The 16997-nt window shown below is 58.4% G+C and carries 11 protein-coding genes; 5 read left to right on the plus strand and 6 right to left on the minus strand.

Annotated elements, in window-relative coordinates:
* Positions 1–8: 8 nt before the first annotated feature.
* Positions 9–578, plus strand: coding sequence for a DNA-3-methyladenine glycosylase I (locus FTO74_RS11715; protein WP_162538316.1), 570 nt, complete (start codon positions 9–11; stop codon positions 576–578).
* 272 nt (positions 579–850) lie between these two features.
* On the opposite strand, the gene FTO74_RS11720 is transcribed toward FTO74_RS11715, so the two are convergent.
* From FTO74_RS11720 to FTO74_RS19535, 5 genes are all read right to left on the minus strand, one after another.
* Positions 851–5287, minus strand: a complete 4437-nt coding sequence (locus FTO74_RS11720) for a glucoamylase family protein (protein ID WP_162538317.1) — start codon at positions 5285–5287, stop codon at positions 851–853.
* A gap of 125 nt (positions 5288–5412) precedes the next feature.
* Positions 5413–7254, minus strand: coding sequence for an ABC transporter ATP-binding protein (locus tag FTO74_RS11725; protein WP_162538318.1), 1842 nt, complete (start codon positions 7252–7254; stop codon positions 5413–5415).
* A gap of 175 nt (positions 7255–7429) precedes the next feature.
* A complete protein-coding gene (locus FTO74_RS11730; protein WP_162538319.1) occupies positions 7430–8851 on the minus strand; it encodes an MFS transporter in 1422 nt (473 codons plus the stop codon).
* Between the two features lie 45 nt (positions 8852–8896).
* Complete coding sequence (locus tag FTO74_RS19530; protein WP_220399005.1) at positions 8897–10579, minus strand: SMP-30/gluconolactonase/LRE family protein; 1683 nt, start codon at positions 10577–10579, stop codon at positions 8897–8899.
* Positions 10461–11756 carry a glycoside hydrolase family 55 protein gene (locus FTO74_RS19535; protein ID WP_220399006.1) on the minus strand — a complete coding sequence of 432 codons (1296 nt, stop codon included), beginning with the start codon at positions 11754–11756 and terminating at the stop codon, positions 10461–10463. The genes FTO74_RS19530 and FTO74_RS19535 overlap by 119 nt, the downstream gene beginning before the upstream one ends.
* Positions 11757–12022: 266 nt before the next feature.
* Here FTO74_RS19535 and FTO74_RS11740 point away from each other — a divergent pair, with 266 nt between their 5' ends.
* Entirely contained in the window at positions 12023–13402 is a 1380-nt protein-coding gene (locus FTO74_RS11740) for a mandelate racemase/muconate lactonizing enzyme family protein (RefSeq protein WP_162538320.1), read from the plus strand.
* An 11-nt stretch (positions 13403–13413) separates the two neighbouring features.
* On the plus strand, positions 13414–14364 hold the full coding sequence (locus FTO74_RS11745; RefSeq protein ID WP_255462220.1) for an RraA family protein: 951 nt from the start codon (positions 13414–13416) through the stop codon (positions 14362–14364).
* A gap of 71 nt (positions 14365–14435) precedes the next feature.
* Here FTO74_RS11745 and FTO74_RS11750 read toward each other — a convergent pair whose 3' ends face one another.
* Positions 14436–15089, minus strand: a complete 654-nt coding sequence (locus tag FTO74_RS11750) for a BON domain-containing protein (protein ID WP_162538321.1) — start codon at positions 15087–15089, stop codon at positions 14436–14438.
* Positions 15090–15249: 160 nt separating this feature from the next.
* Here FTO74_RS11750 and FTO74_RS11755 point away from each other — a divergent pair, with 160 nt between their 5' ends.
* Together FTO74_RS11755 and FTO74_RS11760 are read left to right on the plus strand one after the other, a co-directional pair.
* The gene (locus tag FTO74_RS11755) at positions 15250–15816 is read left to right on the plus strand and encodes a TetR/AcrR family transcriptional regulator (RefSeq protein WP_255462221.1); all 567 of its coding nucleotides are present in this window, start codon (positions 15250–15252) and stop codon (positions 15814–15816) included.
* 70 nt (positions 15817–15886) lie between these two features.
* Positions 15887–16750 (plus strand): SDR family NAD(P)-dependent oxidoreductase, encoded by an 864-nt coding sequence (locus FTO74_RS11760; RefSeq protein ID WP_162538323.1) that lies wholly within the window; start codon positions 15887–15889, stop codon positions 16748–16750.
* The last annotated feature ends 247 nt before the right edge of the window (positions 16751–16997 follow it).

Here is a 16997-nt window from a genome sequence, read left to right on the forward strand (position 1 = left end):
GGATCGGTATGGCATTGAACGAGCAGAAGATTCGCTGTGCGTGGGCGGAGAGCGACGCCCTGATGCGGAGCTATCACGATGAAGAGTGGGGCGTGCCCGAGCATGACAGCCGCGCTCTTTGGGAGCTGCTGATGCTCGAAGGGTTTCAGGCCGGGCTGGCCTGGATCATCATTCTGCGCAAGCGGGATGCGTTTCGGAAGGCGTTCAAGGGGTTCGATCCGGAGGTGGTGGCGCGGTTCGGCGAGAAGGATATCGCGCGCATGATGGAGGATGCCGGGATCGTGAGGGCGCGGGCGAAGATCGAGGCTACGATCGGTGGGGCGAAGGCTTATCTCGCGATGCGGGATGCGGGGGAGGATTTCTCCAGCTTTATCTGGGGGTTTGTGAAGGGGAAGGCGGTGCAGAATACCGGGGCGGTTCCGGCCAGTAGTGAGCTGTCGGTGGAGGTGTCCAAGGCTCTGAAGAAGAAGGGATTCAAGTTTGTGGGGCCGGTGATTGTGTATGCGTTTTTGCAGGCCGCCGGGGTGGTGAATGACCATGCGGAAGGGTGTTTTCGGCGGAAGGTCGTGAGGAAGTAGCAGGAATACGCGCAGCGTCCAGTACCGCACGAAGTGCCACCCGCCCGGCGTTAGAGCGTTTTTGTTGTTGTCCCTGTGGCTGAGTAAAGAAAGCATACCTCGGGGCTAAAGCCCGCATCTGTGGCTGTCTTTGGTGTCCGGGCTAAAGCCCGGACCCTACCTCAGAAGCAACGACAAGAACAAAAGCAGAAGCAGATTCCTCCGCTTCGCTCCTGAATGACAACCAAGAAAACAAGCAACGGCAAAGGCAAGGAACAAGCAACGGCGGCGGTCTAGCGGGTGGCTTCGACCTCTTGGTTCAGGCTGGGTTTGGTGACTTGGTTGAGAACGTCGCGGTTCAGAGGGCGCTCGTGCAGTAGTTGCTCGGCGGCGCGGACGCGCGGGTTGGCATGGAACCAGGTCTGGAAGATGTTGTGGTGGAGCGTGTTGGTGATGGCCAGCATCGACATGCCCTGGTGGTGTGCCATCCACGAACGGACCGGACGCGGCTCCTTGTTGCCGGTGGCGATCTCCATGTAATCGGCTGCTTCGTAGAAGCCGTATTCGCCGACCCAGCCCAGCTCGGCCATGCGGTGCAGGTTCTGGAGAGCCTGCTTGCGCATATGGGGTAGCGCAAGAAAGGTGGAATAGGGCGAGATGACCGGGCCGAAGTCTGCGGGATACTTGAGCGCCAGCGACGGGATGCCGAAGGCCAGGTAGGCGTAGCGGCCGTTCTCGTCCTGCTGGGCGAAGCCGCTCTCCGAGATGCCCCAGGGCATGCCGCGAAGGGTGCTGTGGGCGAAGTCGATCTGGGTACGGATAACGTTTTTGAGCGAGTTCGAGAGCAGCGTGCCGGGGTAGGAGCGCATGAAGAGCGTAGGCATCATGTACTCGAACATGGTGGCGGTCCAGGAGAGCAGCGCCACGCGGCCGTTGACCAGGGTGTGGACGCGGTCGAGGCGGAACCACGACCGCTGGGGGATGTCGTTCTTGGCGACGGCGAGGAAGGCCGCGGTGCGGGCCTCGGAGGCGAGCAGGTCGAAACACGGTGCGTGCAGCGAGAGGCCCTTCATGTCGAAGCCGTTCGAGAGAAGCTGGCGCTTCTCTACGAAGAGGAAGCCGAAGTCCATGTCTTCGGCGTACTGCTCGGCGAGATCGCTGACGCTCTTGAGATCGCGGTGCAGCTTCTCGGCGCGCTCTAATGTTTGGGGCAGTAGATCGCTTAGGGAACGGGCGAGCGGGTAGTGAGGCGACGTGGCCGGGATCGGGGCAAGGGCTTCGCTGAGCGAGCGGATGTAGGTCTGGGCGCGCTCTGCGGAGGGTGCCGGATCTTTGAGCATGGGGACGAGTTGGACGAGCGGCTCGAACTCCGGCAGCAGCCACGGAAGGTAGTTCGAGATGAGGGAGCGCAGGGCGGCTCGGCGGCGCACTACTTCGTCGATGGCCCAGGTGTCGTGCGTGGTGCCGGGGGTGGTGACGACGGGGTTGGTGGGCGTGTTGAAGAGCTGACGAATGGCGCTGGCGAGCGTGGTTCCCTTGGCTACGAAGGGTGGTGCGTCGGGGATGATGCGGTTGAGGACGCGGAGGGTCTCGAGCGTGAGCAGGGGGCGCTTGAGGATGTCGAGCGCGCCGGTGTAGAGGGTGTAGAGCGAGGCGGCCAGGTTGCCGCTGTCGACGGTGGAGACGACGACCGGCTCGAGGGGCTTGAGGTCGACGAGATCGTACCAGTTGAAGAGGTGGCCGTTGTGCTTTTGCAGACGGCCGTAGGTGGTGAGCGAGCCGAGGGTAGCTTCGGTGAACTCGGGGATGGTGATGAAGCCGAACTCGTGCGCGGCCTGGCGGGAGTTGAGCATCATGCCGACGTTGGTGGGCGTGAGCAGGCGCACCTGGTGGAAGCTCTTCTCTTCGATGTTGTCGGGCGTGAGCCAGAAGTTATTGGCTCCGGCGAAGTCCGCGTAGAAGCGCCAGATGCGCAGAGCCTGCTGTTGCAGGAAGGTGCGGTTGGAGGTGCTGATGAGGGGCTGGGCCTCGTGCGGAGGCGAGTTGAGCCATGCGGCTGCGAAGGGCGCGATGAGCCAGAGGAAGAGGATCGGCCCGGCGGAGAAGAGCGCCATGGGATGGAAGTGCGCGAGGGCGAAGCCCATCAGCACGGCGATGATGGGAGAGGCCTGGAGGTAGACGTCGAGCGAGGTGCGCTTGACGTTGGCCTCGGCCTGCGCGGCGGTCTCCCACTCCAGCAGATGACGGCCGGAGAGAAGGCTGCGGACGAGCGAGCGCACGATGGCATCGAGCGAGAGCATCATCTGGTGCGGCAGGAAGGTGAGATTGAGGACGGCGAAGGCGATGGAGCCGGAGAAGTTCGTGAAAGCTCCGCGCGTGGCGACCCAGCTTGTGGCCAGCAGGGCCTTGATGAGATCGAGACCGAGCTGGACGAGGGACGGCAGCATCGCCAATGTCACGATGACGATGGTCCAGTAGTGGGCTCCGCCGGGGAAGAAGAACCAGCCGAAGACGAGCACGAGGAAGGTAACCGGCTCGACCAGTGAGCGGCGCAGGTTGTCGAGGATCTTCCACTGCGAGATGGCGCTGATGGGGTTGGGAACGAGGCGGCCGGACTCGTCGGGGACACGCGCGAGCAGCCAGCGCATGATCTGCCAGTCTCCGCGAATCCAGCGGTGTTTGCGGCGGGTGTGGGCGTGGTACTGCGAGGGGTAGTCGTCGATGATCTCGATATCGGTGACGAGACCGGCGCGGACGTAAGCGCCCTCGATGAGATCGTGCGAGAGCAGCGAGTTGCGGGGGAAGCGGCGCTCGAGAACCTGGTGGAGGACGGTGACCTCGTAGATGCCCTTGCCCGCGAAGATGCCCTCGCCGAAGAGGTCCTGGTAGACGTCGGAGACGGTGCGGCTGTAGATGTCGAAACCGGTCTCGCCGGAGTAGATAGAGGCCAGGCGCGAGCGCGAGGCCGAGGCCACGCTGACACCGACGCGGGGCTGGAGGATGCCGTATCCGGCGGTGACGATGCGCAGGCGCGGGCTGATGATGGCGCGATTGAGCGGATGGCAGATGGTGCCGATCATGCGTGCGGCGGTGGAGCGAGGGAGCTGGGTGTCGGAGTCGAGCGTGATGACGTAGCGGACCTGCTCGAGGACGTGAAGCGGGCCGGACTTGATGGGGAAGTTGTCGACGGTGTGGAGCAGCAGCTTGTTGAGGTCGAGCAGCTTGCCGCGCTTGCGCTCCCAGCCCATCCAGACGCCCTGGCGCGAGTTGAAGAGGCGGCGGCGGTGCAGGAGGAGGAACGATCCGGCGTGGCCGGTGGCGTACTTGGCGTTGAGCCCGTCGGTCTGGCGGATGGCCAGTTGGACGAGGGGATGGTTCTCGTCGGCCGACGGCTCGATGGGGGTGTCGGGAAGATCGGTGAGGAGGGCGAAGTGGATGTTGGGGTCTTCGTTCGCGAGGTAGCGGGCTTCGAGGTCTTCGAATAGCTCCTGCACCTGCTTTTCGTGCAGCAGCAGAGTGGGGATGACGACGAGGGTGGTGGCCTCGACGGGCACACCCTTGGTGTAGTCGAGCTTGGGCAGGGCCTCGGCCTTGAGGATCGAGGAGACGATGCCGTTGATAAGCTCGACAGCGCCCTGCGTGATGGGCAGCAGGGCTAAGAGCAGCACGCCCATGACGAACCAGAAGTTGTTATGAGGGACCAGCGGCGCGATGACCGGCGTGGTGAGCACGATGGACAGAGTGACGATGGAGATGATGTAGAAGTCGTCGTTGTAGCGGCGAATCAGACTGCGTAGGCGTTCGGCGGGGGGCGCGTGGTAGCCGATGCGGCGCTGGAGCGCGGGCAGGCCCTCGGCGAAGAGGTAGTAGCCCACATGCTGCATACGCTGGGCCTGGCGCGGGTCGGGCGCGCCGACGGTGGCGGCGTGGCGGGCCATCTGGATGGCGGCCGAGGCGGTCTCTACCTCGTTGTAGTCGGCGTAGCTGGCCAGATCGGCGACGCGCTTGAGGTAGGCCGTGCGGGTGTCTTCTTCGAGCTGGAGGAAGGTGCCGCTGGGATCGTCGCAGAGGATCGGCTCGAAGGAGACGGCGGACTCGAGCAGGGGGTTCCACTCGTACTGGTTGAGGCGGCGCAGGCTGTAGATGGGCGCGGAGAAGGGCGACTGATCGTAGGGCGGCGTGGGACCGGCGGCGAAGACCTCTTCGGCGCGGTCGACGATGTACTCGAGCTGGGCGAACTTGAGGACCTGCTCCAGCTCCATGACCTCTTTGAGGAGGAGCGGATGGCGCTTCTGCGCCTGCTTGAGATAGACGGAGAGCGACTCGGGAGACCAGATGCCGTGCGTCGCCGCGAGATAACACTGGGCCAGGTTGGCGACGCGCGGAAAGACGCCCTGATGGGGGATGTGGATGTGAGGAAGATCGTATAGCGATTTGATATCGCCACGCGCCTCGGTGAGGACGACGTTGAAGAGGCGGGCTCCCTGCAGAAGCTCGAGCTGGGGCGTAAGCTCCTTGCCCGAGACGCGTGAGCGGGCCTCGTGGAGCACGGCTTCGAGGCGCTCGGTAAGCTTTTCAAGGCGCTGCGGCAGGCCCGCGCTCTTGTGGCTGGGGGGAGCCATCTCCCATGTGTCGACGGAGGCCGCGGCGTGACGGCAAAGCTCAACATCTGAGACATCGGGCGTCTCCGGGGGGGAGTTGGGCAGTTCATCCGGCGGCAGCTGGTCCATGTGCGAATGGAATCCCGTCGACGACGCGTGTTTTTGGAGCGCTTCCAAAGAATCATCCTCCGGAGACCGGTATTTCTTTTACGTATAGTGATTGCGTCTTCGGTCTGAAGCCGGAGATACGCGAATCAGCGATAGCTGGCAGCCTGCATCTCAAACATGCCCGCATAGACGCCGCCACGGGCCATCAGGTTGTGATGATCGCCTTCTTCAATCAACTGGCCACCGGAGAGGACTACGATGCGGTCGGCCATACGTACGGTCGAGAAACGATGTGAGATGAGCAGGGCCATCTTCCCCTGCGTCAACTCGGCAAAACGCTCGAAGACTTCAAGCTCACTGCGCGCGTCGAGTGCGGCGGTGGGCTCGTCGAGGATCAACAACTGCGCGTCGCGCAGATAAGCACGGGCGAGCGCGATCTTCTGCCACTCTCCACCGGATAGCTCGGTGCCGCCCTCGAAGCGGCGGCCCAGCATCTGGTCGTAGCCGCCGGGAAGCTTGGCGACGACGGTGTCGGCGAGACTCTTGTGGGCAGCGGATTCGATCTCCTGCTGCTCGATAGGACCCTGGTCCACGCGGCCGATGGAGATGTTGTCGCGTGCGGTCATCTCGAAACGAACAAAGTCTTGGAAGATGACGCCGATCTGGCGGTGAAGGGCCTCAATGTCGTAGTCGCGGAGATCGACTCCGTCGAGGAGGATCTGTCCCTCGGTGGGATCGTAGAGGCGCGTGATGAGCTTGACGACGGTGGTCTTGCCCTGGCCGTTCTCGCCGATGAGGGCGATGCGCTCGCCGGGCGAGAGGGTGAGATTGAAGTTCTTGAGGACGCGGCGCTCGGTGCCGGGATAGGCAAAGGATACGTTGCGGAACTCGAAGCCCTTGGTGATCTTGGCGGGAGGCTGAAGGCCGTTTTGCCGGGAGCTGACGAGCGGCTCCATGGCGAAGAAGGCGAGAAGATCGGTGAGGAAGAGCGCCTGGTCGGCGATGCCGGAGGCGGTGGAGAAGACCTGTTGCAGGTTCGAGCTGGCCTGCTGGATGGCGGCGGTGAGGAAGGTGAACATGCCGATGTCGTAACCACCAGCGAGAGTCTTCCAGATGACCCAGACGTAGGCTCCGTAGTAGCCGAGCGTGCCGATGATGCCGAGCAGGCCGCCTACGATGAGCTTCGAACGGGAGAGAGCGACATCCTCAAGGTAGATGTCGCGGGCTAGCGCCTTGAAGCGATTGGTGAAGAACTTGTTGAGGCCAAAGAGCTTGACCTCCTTTGCTCCTTCGCGGCTTCCGGCGACTTCGCGGAAGTACTCCATCTGGCGCTTGGCGCGGGTCTGGCGGAAGTTCTTGGCGTAGCCGAGGAAGGCGAAGTGGGTTTCGCCGAGGAACGACGGAAGCACGCCGAAGATGAGGAGCAGGACCAGCCAGGGCGACGCCCAAAAGAGCGCGGCGGAGAAGACGATGGTCGTGATGAGCTGCTGGAAGAGGCGGCCCATCTGCTGGATCATGCCAAGGCGGTCGGTGGCCTGGACGCGGGCGCGCTCGAGGCGGTCGTAGAAGAGAGGGTTCTCGTAAGTGGTGAGATCGAGGCGAGATGCCTGCTCCATGACGCGGACGCTGACGTACTGGGTGTAGCGGTTCGCGATGAGAGAGTCGGAGTAGTCGATGGTGCGGGTGATGAGGCCGAAGAGGACGTTGAGCGTGACCTCGGTGATGACAAGAGTCCAGAAGTTGGCGGGAAGAGCCTGGCCGTGAAGATGGTTCGAGATGGCTGTGATGATGTACTGCGCGACCTTGGCGATGGCGAAGGGCACGACCGCGACGAGGACTCGCAGAATGAGTCCCCAGGTGACTACCGCGGGGCCGGAGTCCCACAAAATACGCAGGACTGGCGGCAGGTTCTTGAGCGCGGCAAGGCGCTCGCGCCAAGGGCTGGCGCTGCTCGCGGTCGTGGTGGTTTTGGTGGTGGCATCAGTCATGGACACGACAATAAGAGTCGCATACTTTCACGCGATCAGAGTTCATCCAACTTAGGATGCGAGATTTCGAGTTTGCGCTGTCTGAGCGAGACTCACATGCAACGAATTCGGGAGATGGAGCATCGCAGACGTGCAGAAATAAGTTTGTGTTGTTCAAGATTTCCTTGAGTTTACGCTACATTTTAGCGGAGAGTGGACGGCTGATCTGCTCGAGCGATTTCCCTTCTGCCGCGACGCCGAGGACCAGCTCCACGATGGCGGCGAAGATCATAAGGATGGCGGCGGCGATGTATCCGCCGAAGAGCGGGGTGCGGGATCTGGATTCGATGAGGTGGCCGAAGAGTGCGGGCGCACCGGCGCCTCCGATGAGCGTGCCTACGGCGTAGAAGATGCTGATTGCCATGGCGCGGACCTCGAGCGGGAAGATCTCGCTGACGGTGAGGTAGGCAGAGCTGGCGGCGGCGGAGGCGACGAAGAAGATCACGGTCCAGCAGGCGGTCTGAGTGGTCGCGGTGAGAAGGTTGGCCTCAAAGAGAGCGCCGGTGAGGAGAAGCAGTGCTCCGCTGAGTGCGTAGGTGAGGGCGATCATCTTCTTGCGGCCGACCGTGTCGAAGAGATGGCCGAGGAGGACAGGGCCAAGGACGTTGCCGATGGCGAACGGGAAGATATAGTAGCCGGCGTGCGTGGGCGGGATGCGGTAGAAGCGCTCGAGCACCAGGGCGTAGGTGAAGAAGATGGCGTTGTAGAAGAAGGCCTGCGCGATCATCAAGGACAGGCCGAGGAAGGTGCGGGTGCGGTTCTCGCCGGTCATGGCGGCCCATATCTCATGGAGCGAGGTGTGGGTGCGGGGGTGGATTTCTACCGGCTCTTCCGTGGTCGGTGGTAGACGCTGGCCGGTTTCGTGGACGACGGTCTCCTCTACATCGTGCACGATCTTTTCGGCCTCATCGTTGCGGCCATGAATGACCAGCCAACGCGGGCTTTCGGGGACGTGGTGACGGAGAAAGATGATGCCGATGCCAAGGAGCGCTCCGAGACCGAAGGCGAATCGCCAGGCGAGTTGCTCAGGAACGAGGTGGCCGTTGAAGAGGATGACCGTGACAGCAGCGCCGAGTGCGGCTCCGAGCCAGTAGGTGGAGTTGATGATAAGGTCGATGCGGCCGCGCAGACGGGCAGGGATAAGTTCGTCGATGGCGGAGTTGATGGCTGCGTACTCGCCGCCGATGCCGAGGCCGGTGATGAAGCGGAAGAGAGAGTAGCTGTGGAAGTTCCACGAGAGAGCCGTAGCCGCGGTGGCCAGCAGATAGACGAGAAGCGTGACAGTGAAGAGCTTCTTGCGGCCGAGGCGGTCGGTAAGCCAGCCGAAGAAGAGTGCGCCGATGACCGCTCCGGTGAGGTAACAGGTGGCGGATTGGCCTACCTGCGCATCGGACATGCGCAGGCTCGTCTTGAGAACGCCGCCGATGGTCCCGGCGAGCGTGACCTCCAGGCCGTCGAGCACCCAGGTGATGCCAAGGGCGATGACGATGAGCCAGTGCCATCGGGCCCAGGGGAGTCGATCGAGACGCGCGGCGATGCAGGATCGGATTGGCTCCATACAGCGAGGTTGGATGCAGGTTATGGGTTTGACGTGCGATATGGACTACAGGCCTGGATGGATTACTCGCACCGAGTACAGCGAATGGTTGGTAAGAAGATACAGAGTGCGTCGGTCTTCACCGCCGAAGATAATGTCGTGTGGCCTCTCGGGGACTTCGATGGTATCGAGTAGCTTACCCGTGGGAGAGTAGATGAAGATCTGTCCCGCTGCAAGATAGACGTTACCCTCGGCGTCCTGAGCCAGGCTCTCTCCTCCCTGTTCGACAAACGGCGTGATCTTTGTGAGTGAGCCGTCGCCTGCGACCACTCCACGATAGGTTCTTTGCTCCGCCTCATTCGTCGCATAGAACGGCTTGCCCGAGATAGCCTTGACGAGGCCGTAAGCCTCAAGCACAGGAGCCCACTTCGTTCCGAAGTAGGGCTCGCCCTGAACTATAGGAGGATCGGTGGGGATGAAGAGAGTATGGTCGGGCGAGATGAACTGAAGCTGCTTACGGCTTGAAAGATTCGTTTCAAACATCTGCTGCAATGTCGTATAGGTGTAGGGCCGCGTGGCCGAGAGGGTACTTGCGAAATCACCATTGAACCAGTAATCCACGTGGAGTGCCGCGGTCAGGCCAGCGTTCTCTGTTGTTGGAGTTGGCTTCAATATGCTGAGCTCAGCGTCTGGACTCTCAGGACGAAAAGCGTAGGCTGTCAGTTCCCTGCCTCCTGAAGACAAAACAACAAGGTCGCCCGACTTATCAAAAACCAGATTCACTGGATCGAGTGGGGCATCGCGAATCACTATCGCATTGTGCGATTTCGGCTCCCAGCGATAGACGCGCTGGAAGTGCGAATCGACGAAGTAGAGCTGGCCTTTTGCATCCACAGCGGCTCCGGAGATATTGAAGAAGCCTGTTGCCAGCTTCTGAGGCTTACCTCCTGCCACAGTGAATGTTGAGCGATGCGCTGCAACGCGAGACGGCTTGTCATCAGAGAGGTTCAACCATGCAAACTCACGGTCGCGGACTGATCTATGCAGTGTTTGATCTACGATGGCATCTTCAAAGGGAACCTTATTGGAACGCACAGCTTGACGACATTTTTCCGATGAGTCACATAACCCGATGGAGCTATTCGCATCCACATGCACATTTCTAAAGTGGATGTTGGTCGAGTTTGAGATACGTACTGCATACGGAAACGGTATCTCCATGTGGGTCACACGATAGCCGTGATAGTTGGCAATGGTGAGGTTGTGAGAACCATCTATCTCGAGAGAAGAAGCATTGCCACTTTCACCACTTTCCTCTTCCGTTTGCAGTGCGTATAAATTCCAATTCGAGACATTCTTCAACTTGATCTCGGCACGCACGTGATGCTCGCTCGACAACTCATAAACAAAGCCTGGAACGCTTGTATTTGAGACCTCGAAGCCAGCCTGCGCGTAAGTATCAGGTGTCCAGATATTGGCGAAGGTGCCACCACCTTTGTCTACCCACAGGCTTGGGTACTGGCTATCCCAGGGGCGATGTAAATCCGGGTCGGCTGTATGCGTATTGTTATAAGGATTGATGCGTGAGCCGTCCGCAGCATTGGTTCCATGACCGCCTAAGAACCTTACATCATCGACGAGCGAGGCTTGTCCCGAGTGCCAGAGGAGGCCGACAGCACGACTGTTGAGGCCGCCGGTAAAAATTCCGATCCCTGTGATTACGTTGGATCCTCCAGCAGGAGTTAGCAACAAAGGCTTGGGAGTACCAGGGCCTTGGAATACCGGCGGGTGCAGATGTTGCAGGAAAAGAACGAATAGGTGAGGCATCGAATCTAGTCTTGATATCAGCTAAAGCACCTATGGATGTAAGTCCTAGCCCATGCGAGAAGACGCCGACATGATAGATATCGGCAGGCTGCAAAAATTGACGGCCGCTCTCGCGGAACTTTGCAAAGACTGGTACATGACGGCAGACAACATCTTCGAAGTTAATTTCCGTCATGCGACTTGTCTCATCGCTGATCAGTACGGCAGGGCCTGAGATGTTGTCGAAGAAACTATCTTTGATCCAGAGTTGATCAGAGTAATGCGAGTCGATGGAGATCGCAGTCGGCACATTATGAAACTCATCGTGCACCAGTGTGAGGCCAGCTTCATTCTCACGAATTGCAGCCTCTCGCTGCCCGTCAAAGCTCGAATCGACGAGAGTGAACTGCCACGCGGGCGATGGCTTGCGTGCCATGATCCCGAATTGGCCACCGTGAAAGTGAAGGTCTTCCGCGATATTGGCCACTTCGTGTACACCTGCAAAACCTGAGCCCATGTTGAAGTCCATATGACTGAGATAGGCATGCTGAGCTGCATGAAAACGAATAGCAACCGCACCAGCGTTATCTGCTCCAACTTCAAAATCAACATTGCTCATGGCGGAGTAGAACGTACCGGGATTGGCATCCGGCACCGTCAGGCTGGGTGGCACAACACCCGGCTGTGTAGGGGGCGTGCGGACATGTAAACTTTCTGGACGCCTGGATTTCTCTCCATCACCTGGCTTGGCACCAGCGAAGAAGAACATGTATGCGATGCCAGCCTGATAACCAGGAGTCCTATCCCCCAGGACGAACACTGGACGTTGCGTGCCGTACCCGATAATACGTATCCCCGGCCAAAGGTAGATCGTTCTCGTTATGCTATAGCGACCTTGCGGGATAAAGACAATCCCTTCCCCCTTCGTTGCCTGCACCTCATCAATAGCGGCCTGTACTGCCGCGCTATCATCGGCAACTCCGTCGCCGCGCACATGAAATCGTCCGGGAACCAGATAGACGGCAGAAGCATCTTCCAGACGTAACGGATAGGCAGAATCCGCCACGCAGGTCGAGGTGCTTAGAAAGGAAACAAAGAAAAGAATCAGAGTCGTTTTCATGAGGCACCTTAAGGATATTCAACTCCACTACATCTATAGCCTTTATCTAGAAAACTCTGGCTTCAAGTGCCATCTTCATGATTCTTTCAAGCGTGAAGAGTAAGTAGCGGCACCTCTATCTTCAAAGCCTACAAAGTGATATTCCGCATTCTTGACAAGTTCACCTACAGTGCCTATAAGGACTGGGTCCATTATTACTCGTTTATTAGACACTCCTACAGGCGAGTAACTCAATACGATTTATCCCTGAAAGGAAAGCCAAAGCCATGCCCGATTTCACTATCTCAAAGTTTAATCGCCGCAGTGTACTCAGGTCGTCGATGGCCATGTTGGCGGGTGGACTGGTCAGCAGCAAGGCGACTTATGCCGAGGCTCAGACTTCGATCAAGAATGTCAATTTGCACTCCAGTCCATCGACACTCAAGATCACCGATATGCGTTACTGCGTCGTTGTAAAGCCTGGCCCAAGTCCCTGCCCTATTATTCGCATTGACACTAACCAGGGAGTGTATGGTCTAGGCGAAGTACGCGATGTCGCGGGCTATCAATACGCTATGGTGCTCAAGAGCCGCATCCTGGGAGAGAATCCTCTTAATGTCGATTACCTCTTCGAAAAGATCTCCCAGTTCGGGGGAATTTCGCGTCAGGCAGGCGGCGTCTGCGCGGTAGAGATGGCGCTCTGGGATATTGCGGGCAAGGTTTATAACTGTCCCGTTTACCAGATGTTGGGCGGAAAATGGCGCGACACCATACGCATCTATGCGGATACACCGGAGGCCGATACTCCGCAGGAGTTTGCCGCAATTGCGAAAGAGCGTAAAGATCGCGGACTTACCTGGATCAAGGTTGATATCGGCACCGATCTTCTGAAGGGGAAGCCCGGAACCATCATGGAGCCTAGCGATCAACAGACGATTGAATATGATAAACGCCTGCCGCACCCGTTCACCGGCAATGAACTCACGGACAAGGGGATTGCGGTTTACTGCGAGTATATGTCGGCCATTCGCGAAGCCATTGGCTATGAGACGCCTCTCTCCACAGACCACCTTGGACATCTCGGGGTGAAGTCGATCATCCGCCTGGCCCGCGCCTATGAGAGATTCAATCTGGAGTGGATCGAGGATGTTATTCCCTGGTACTACACCGACTTACTTAAAGAGATTACAGAGGCCAGTCCGACTCCCACAGCTACCGGTGAGGATATCTACGAGGTTGCTGATTTCGAAAAGCTTTGCGCCGAACATGCTGTCGATAAGATTCATCCCGACCTGGCGACCTCGGGCGGGATACTGCGCACACATAAGATTGGCGATATGGCCTACAAGTATGGTGTTCCTATGGCAATGCACTTCGCGGGTACGCCAGTCAGTTGCATGGCCAATGTACACTGCGCGGCTGCAACCCGTAACTTTCTTGCGCTGGAGAACCATTCGCTCGATGTGGCCTTCTGGCAGGACCTTGTCACTGGGATCGAGAAGCCTATTATCAACAAGGGATTCATCAAGGTTCCCGATACTCCAGGGCTCGGCATAACCCTGAACGACGATGAGATGAAGAAACACCTGAAGCCCGGAACCGGCTACTTTGAACCGACACCGATGTGGAACGAGAAGCAATCTGTGGACGACCAACTTTTCAGCTAAAGAGGAACTGCATGAACCGAGTAATGCGATCTGCCATGTTGGCCTGCACCGTAGTAGCCTGTACTGTTTTGTCTTCCCTGCCAGCTTGTGCGCAGGTCAAGATGACCAAAGAGCAAATGATGTTTTATACCTCGGACTGGAAAGGGGAACGTTTTCCCGATGGCCGTCCCAGGGTGCCGGATGATCTGCTCAAGCGAGCACTGGATGTATCTATTGAAGACGTCTGGGATTTTCTGCGCAGCGCGGGCTACAACTGTCAGTTTGATGGCGGATGGCAGGCTCTTCATCCTGACAAAGCCTTTGCTGGCCGGGCACTGACGGCACAGTACATGCCGCTCCGGCCTGACATGATGAAGGCCATTACGGCGGAGGGAAAGGCTGAAGGCAGACTCAGTGGCAATAATAGTTGGCCTATTAATGAGTTACAGATAGGCGATGTCTATGTAGCTGACGGCTTCGGCAAGATCGTTGAAGGGACGCTCATTGGCTCGAATCTGGGGAACGGTATTGCTGCCCATAGTCATACCGGCTTCGTCTTCGATGCAGGGATACGAGACGCCGAGGAGAATCGCGAGATTCCGAACTTCAATGGTTTTTATCGTGCCTACGATCCCTCGGCCTGGGCACAGATGACGCTTACAGCGATCAATGCACCTATTCGCATTGGGCGAGCTATTGTGTTACCTGGAGATCTGGTGCTTGCCAAACGGGATGGGGTTCTGTTTATTCCGGCCATTCTCGCCGAAGCTGCGATTAGCTCCGCGGAGTTCACCAACCTGGAAGATGCCTTCAACTTTGAACTGAATCGCGAGGGGAAGAACGGCGCGGAGTTTGAAGGCGGATGGACGCCGCAGAAGTACGATGCTCTCGCAAAATGGGTGGATGCTCATCCTGACAAGCTGAAGATGTCACGCACGCAGTTCAGTACTCTGCTTGAACAGAAGAAACAGCGGAAACATTAAATAAAAACTCAGTAAAGTTGGACACGGAGACTTATTAGAGTCTTCGTGTCCAGCCATTTCAAAAAACATCACTATTTTGCGGTTGAGCCTTGAACGATCAGATTGTTCTCAATGCTGAAAGCTCCAGGAGCAGAGTTTGCCTGCATACCAGCGAGGGCTGCGTCGGACTGGCGGAGGACGACGCCATATAGCATCACATTGCCGTTCTTCACGATGATGTGAATAGCGTGGTATCCGATGGGCGGGGTGTTGGTAATGCCGCCAGCCATCAGCGCTACGCTACGGCCTCCGGGTCCCATCGCCCGAGCTAGTGACCCCGCGTTGGCGTTGTAAATGCGCAGAGAAGGCTGGGTATAGATGCGGTTGTAGACCGCGGCGCGAATCCTGTCATCGTTTGGCGAATAGGGGAGGACTTCGATCTGGTTGTCTACACGTTCGACGCCCGCTATGTCCTTTACGGCCCGCTCCGCATCGGACTTGAGCGTTGGGCGCGACGCGTATCCCTTGAGGATAACCGTCTTGCCATGATCTCCGAAGGTGATCCAGTCGAAGACAGCATAGTTTGTCAGTCCGCCCAGCCGTTTCTGAACCTCTTTGCCGATCCGAAGTGCATCTTCCTGAGACCAGGTTGGGGCTGGCTGCGCACTCTGGGCAACAAGCATTTGCGATGTTATGCCGAGGTTGAAGAGCAGTGCTGCGGTAACGATGGAAGCTCGAATATTCATACGTCTCACTCGCCTGCTAAAGGTAGTAACTTCAGCGAAAATCTACTACTAAACCAAGCTCCTGTCTACCGTGAAACCGACAAGATCCGGCCCTGCCATGGTAAAGCCGGAGATACAACCATGACTCCCGGCCAGAACCACTGTACTCTGATTCTTAGGCATGGCACGACTCAGAAGTCCTGAAAAACGCGGCGCAATCCTGGAGGCAGCGGTGCATGAGATCGCCGAGACCGGACTGGGCGCACCTACGGCGCAGATCGCCAGGCGTGCAGGTATAGCCGCGGGCACGCTCTTTACCTACTTTGCTACCAAGGAAGAACTGCTCAATGAGCTTTATCTCGAGCTTAAAACTGAGACCTACGCCAGGGTAAACGCTGATTTTCCGCATAAGAAGAGCCTCGAGCTTCGCACCCAGCATATATGGTCCAGCTTTCTCGAGTGGGCCATCGAGTTTCCAGAGAAGCGCAAGGTCGCGGTACAGTTGAATCTGTCCAACATCATTACTCCCGAGACACGGGCCAGGGTGTCTGCAGGGTACGGCTCCGTTGACATAACTCTGCAAGAGCTTGGCAAACTGGGGGCCATGCAGGATCTGCCAGCAGGCTTTCCTGCCGCCATGATGTCGGCTATGCAGGAGGCGACGATGGATTTCGTCGCGAAACAACCCAAGCGGCGTGAAGAACTGATTGCGCGGGCGTTCAAGCTTTTCTGGCGGGCAATGCGGTGAGATTGTTGCGCCCAAATAAATGAGCGCCTAGTCAGTCATTTATGAATCCTATGTTCAGGAGGATCTTGCGATGGCTAAGGTCTGGTTGATTACAGGAAGTGGAAACGGTCTGGGACGGGATATCGCCGAGGCGGCTTTGGCAGCGGGCGACAACGTGGTGGCTGGAGCGCGCCGTATCGAAGAACTGACGCCTCTGGTGGCTCAGTATGGGGACCGGGTGAAACCCGTGACGCTGGAAGTGCGGGATGAGGCGGCGGCAAAGGCTGCCGTGCAATTGGCGGTGGATACCTTTGGGCGGCTGGATGTGCTAGTCAACAACGCCGGTTACGGGCAGATCGCTCCCTTCGAGCAGATCAGCGCGGAGGATTTTCAGGCCGTTATCGACACGTGCCTGTATGGCGTGGTCTACACGACGCGCGCCGCTGTGCCGGTCATGCGCAAGCAGAAGAGCGGCTATATCTTCCAGGTATCTTCGGTAGGCGGTCGCATTGCCATCGGCGGAAATACGCCGTACCACGCGGCGAAGTGGGCAGTAGGCGGTTTCAGCGACTCGCTGGCCATGGAGGTCGCGCCGTTTGGAGTGAAGATCTGCACACTGGAGCCGGGTGGCATTCGGACCAACTGGGCGCGGCGCGCGGGGCAGGATGCGCCGGAGCTATTGCCGGAGTATGAAGCATCAATTGGCGCGATCCTCAAACTGCTGCAGACCATTGAAGGCCGCCAGGAAGGCGATCCGCGCAAGATTGCCGATCTGATTGTACAGCTGGCAAACAGCGACGAGGTGCCGGTGCGCTTGATCCTCGGTGTCGATGCGGAAAAGCGGGTGCAGCGCGCCGAGACCGTGCGTGCGGAGGAAGCCGCTAAGTGGAGGCATCTAACGATCTCAACGGTGTTTGAAGATGCAGAAGCCATTCCTGAACTACTAAAGCACTAATCCAAAGAAAAGTGATCTTCTAAGATCCTTCCGTTGGCCGGCAGTTAGCATCATTTGCTGCCGGTCGGTGGGAGGCTCGTTGCTTGCGGGACAGAGTCTTTCCTTTTTTACAAAAGAGTTCCTTCGCAGCTGAAACCGTGCCCTTGATGGGTGGAGCATTTATTGAGAAATGAGCATCCTATCTTTTGTGACGACTGGAACGAAGTTTATCGCGCTGCGGATTACCCAATCGCAGCACTCGAGGCAT

This window comes from Granulicella sp. WH15, assembly GCF_009914315.1.
In the GTDB taxonomy this organism is placed as follows: Bacteria; Acidobacteriota; Terriglobia; order Terriglobales; family Acidobacteriaceae; genus Edaphobacter.

Bases quoted from the DNA above. Each gene is read 5' to 3' on its own strand.
- FTO74_RS11715 (WP_162538316.1), top strand. From the start codon at position 9: ATGGCATTGAACGAGCAGAAGATTCGCTGTGCGTGGGCGGAGAGCGAC.
- FTO74_RS11720 (WP_162538317.1), bottom strand. From the start codon at position 5,287: ATGGACCAGCTGCCGCCGGATGAACTGCCCAACTCCCCCCCGGAGACG.
- FTO74_RS11725 (WP_162538318.1), bottom strand. From the start codon at position 7,254: ATGACTGATGCCACCACCAAAACCACCACGACCGCGAGCAGCGCCAGC.
- FTO74_RS11730 (WP_162538319.1), bottom strand. From the start codon at position 8,851: ATGGAGCCAATCCGATCCTGCATCGCCGCGCGTCTCGATCGACTCCCC.
- FTO74_RS19535 (WP_220399006.1), bottom strand. From the start codon at position 11,756: ATGAAAACGACTCTGATTCTTTTCTTTGTTTCCTTTCTAAGCACCTCG.
- FTO74_RS11740 (WP_162538320.1), top strand. From the start codon at position 12,023: ATGCCCGATTTCACTATCTCAAAGTTTAATCGCCGCAGTGTACTCAGG.
- FTO74_RS11745 (WP_255462220.1), top strand. From the start codon at position 13,414: ATGAACCGAGTAATGCGATCTGCCATGTTGGCCTGCACCGTAGTAGCC.
- FTO74_RS11750 (WP_162538321.1), bottom strand. From the start codon at position 15,089: ATGAATATTCGAGCTTCCATCGTTACCGCAGCACTGCTCTTCAACCTC.
- FTO74_RS11755 (WP_255462221.1), top strand. From the start codon at position 15,250: ATGGCACGACTCAGAAGTCCTGAAAAACGCGGCGCAATCCTGGAGGCA.
- FTO74_RS11760 (WP_162538323.1), top strand. From the start codon at position 15,887: ATGGCTAAGGTCTGGTTGATTACAGGAAGTGGAAACGGTCTGGGACGG.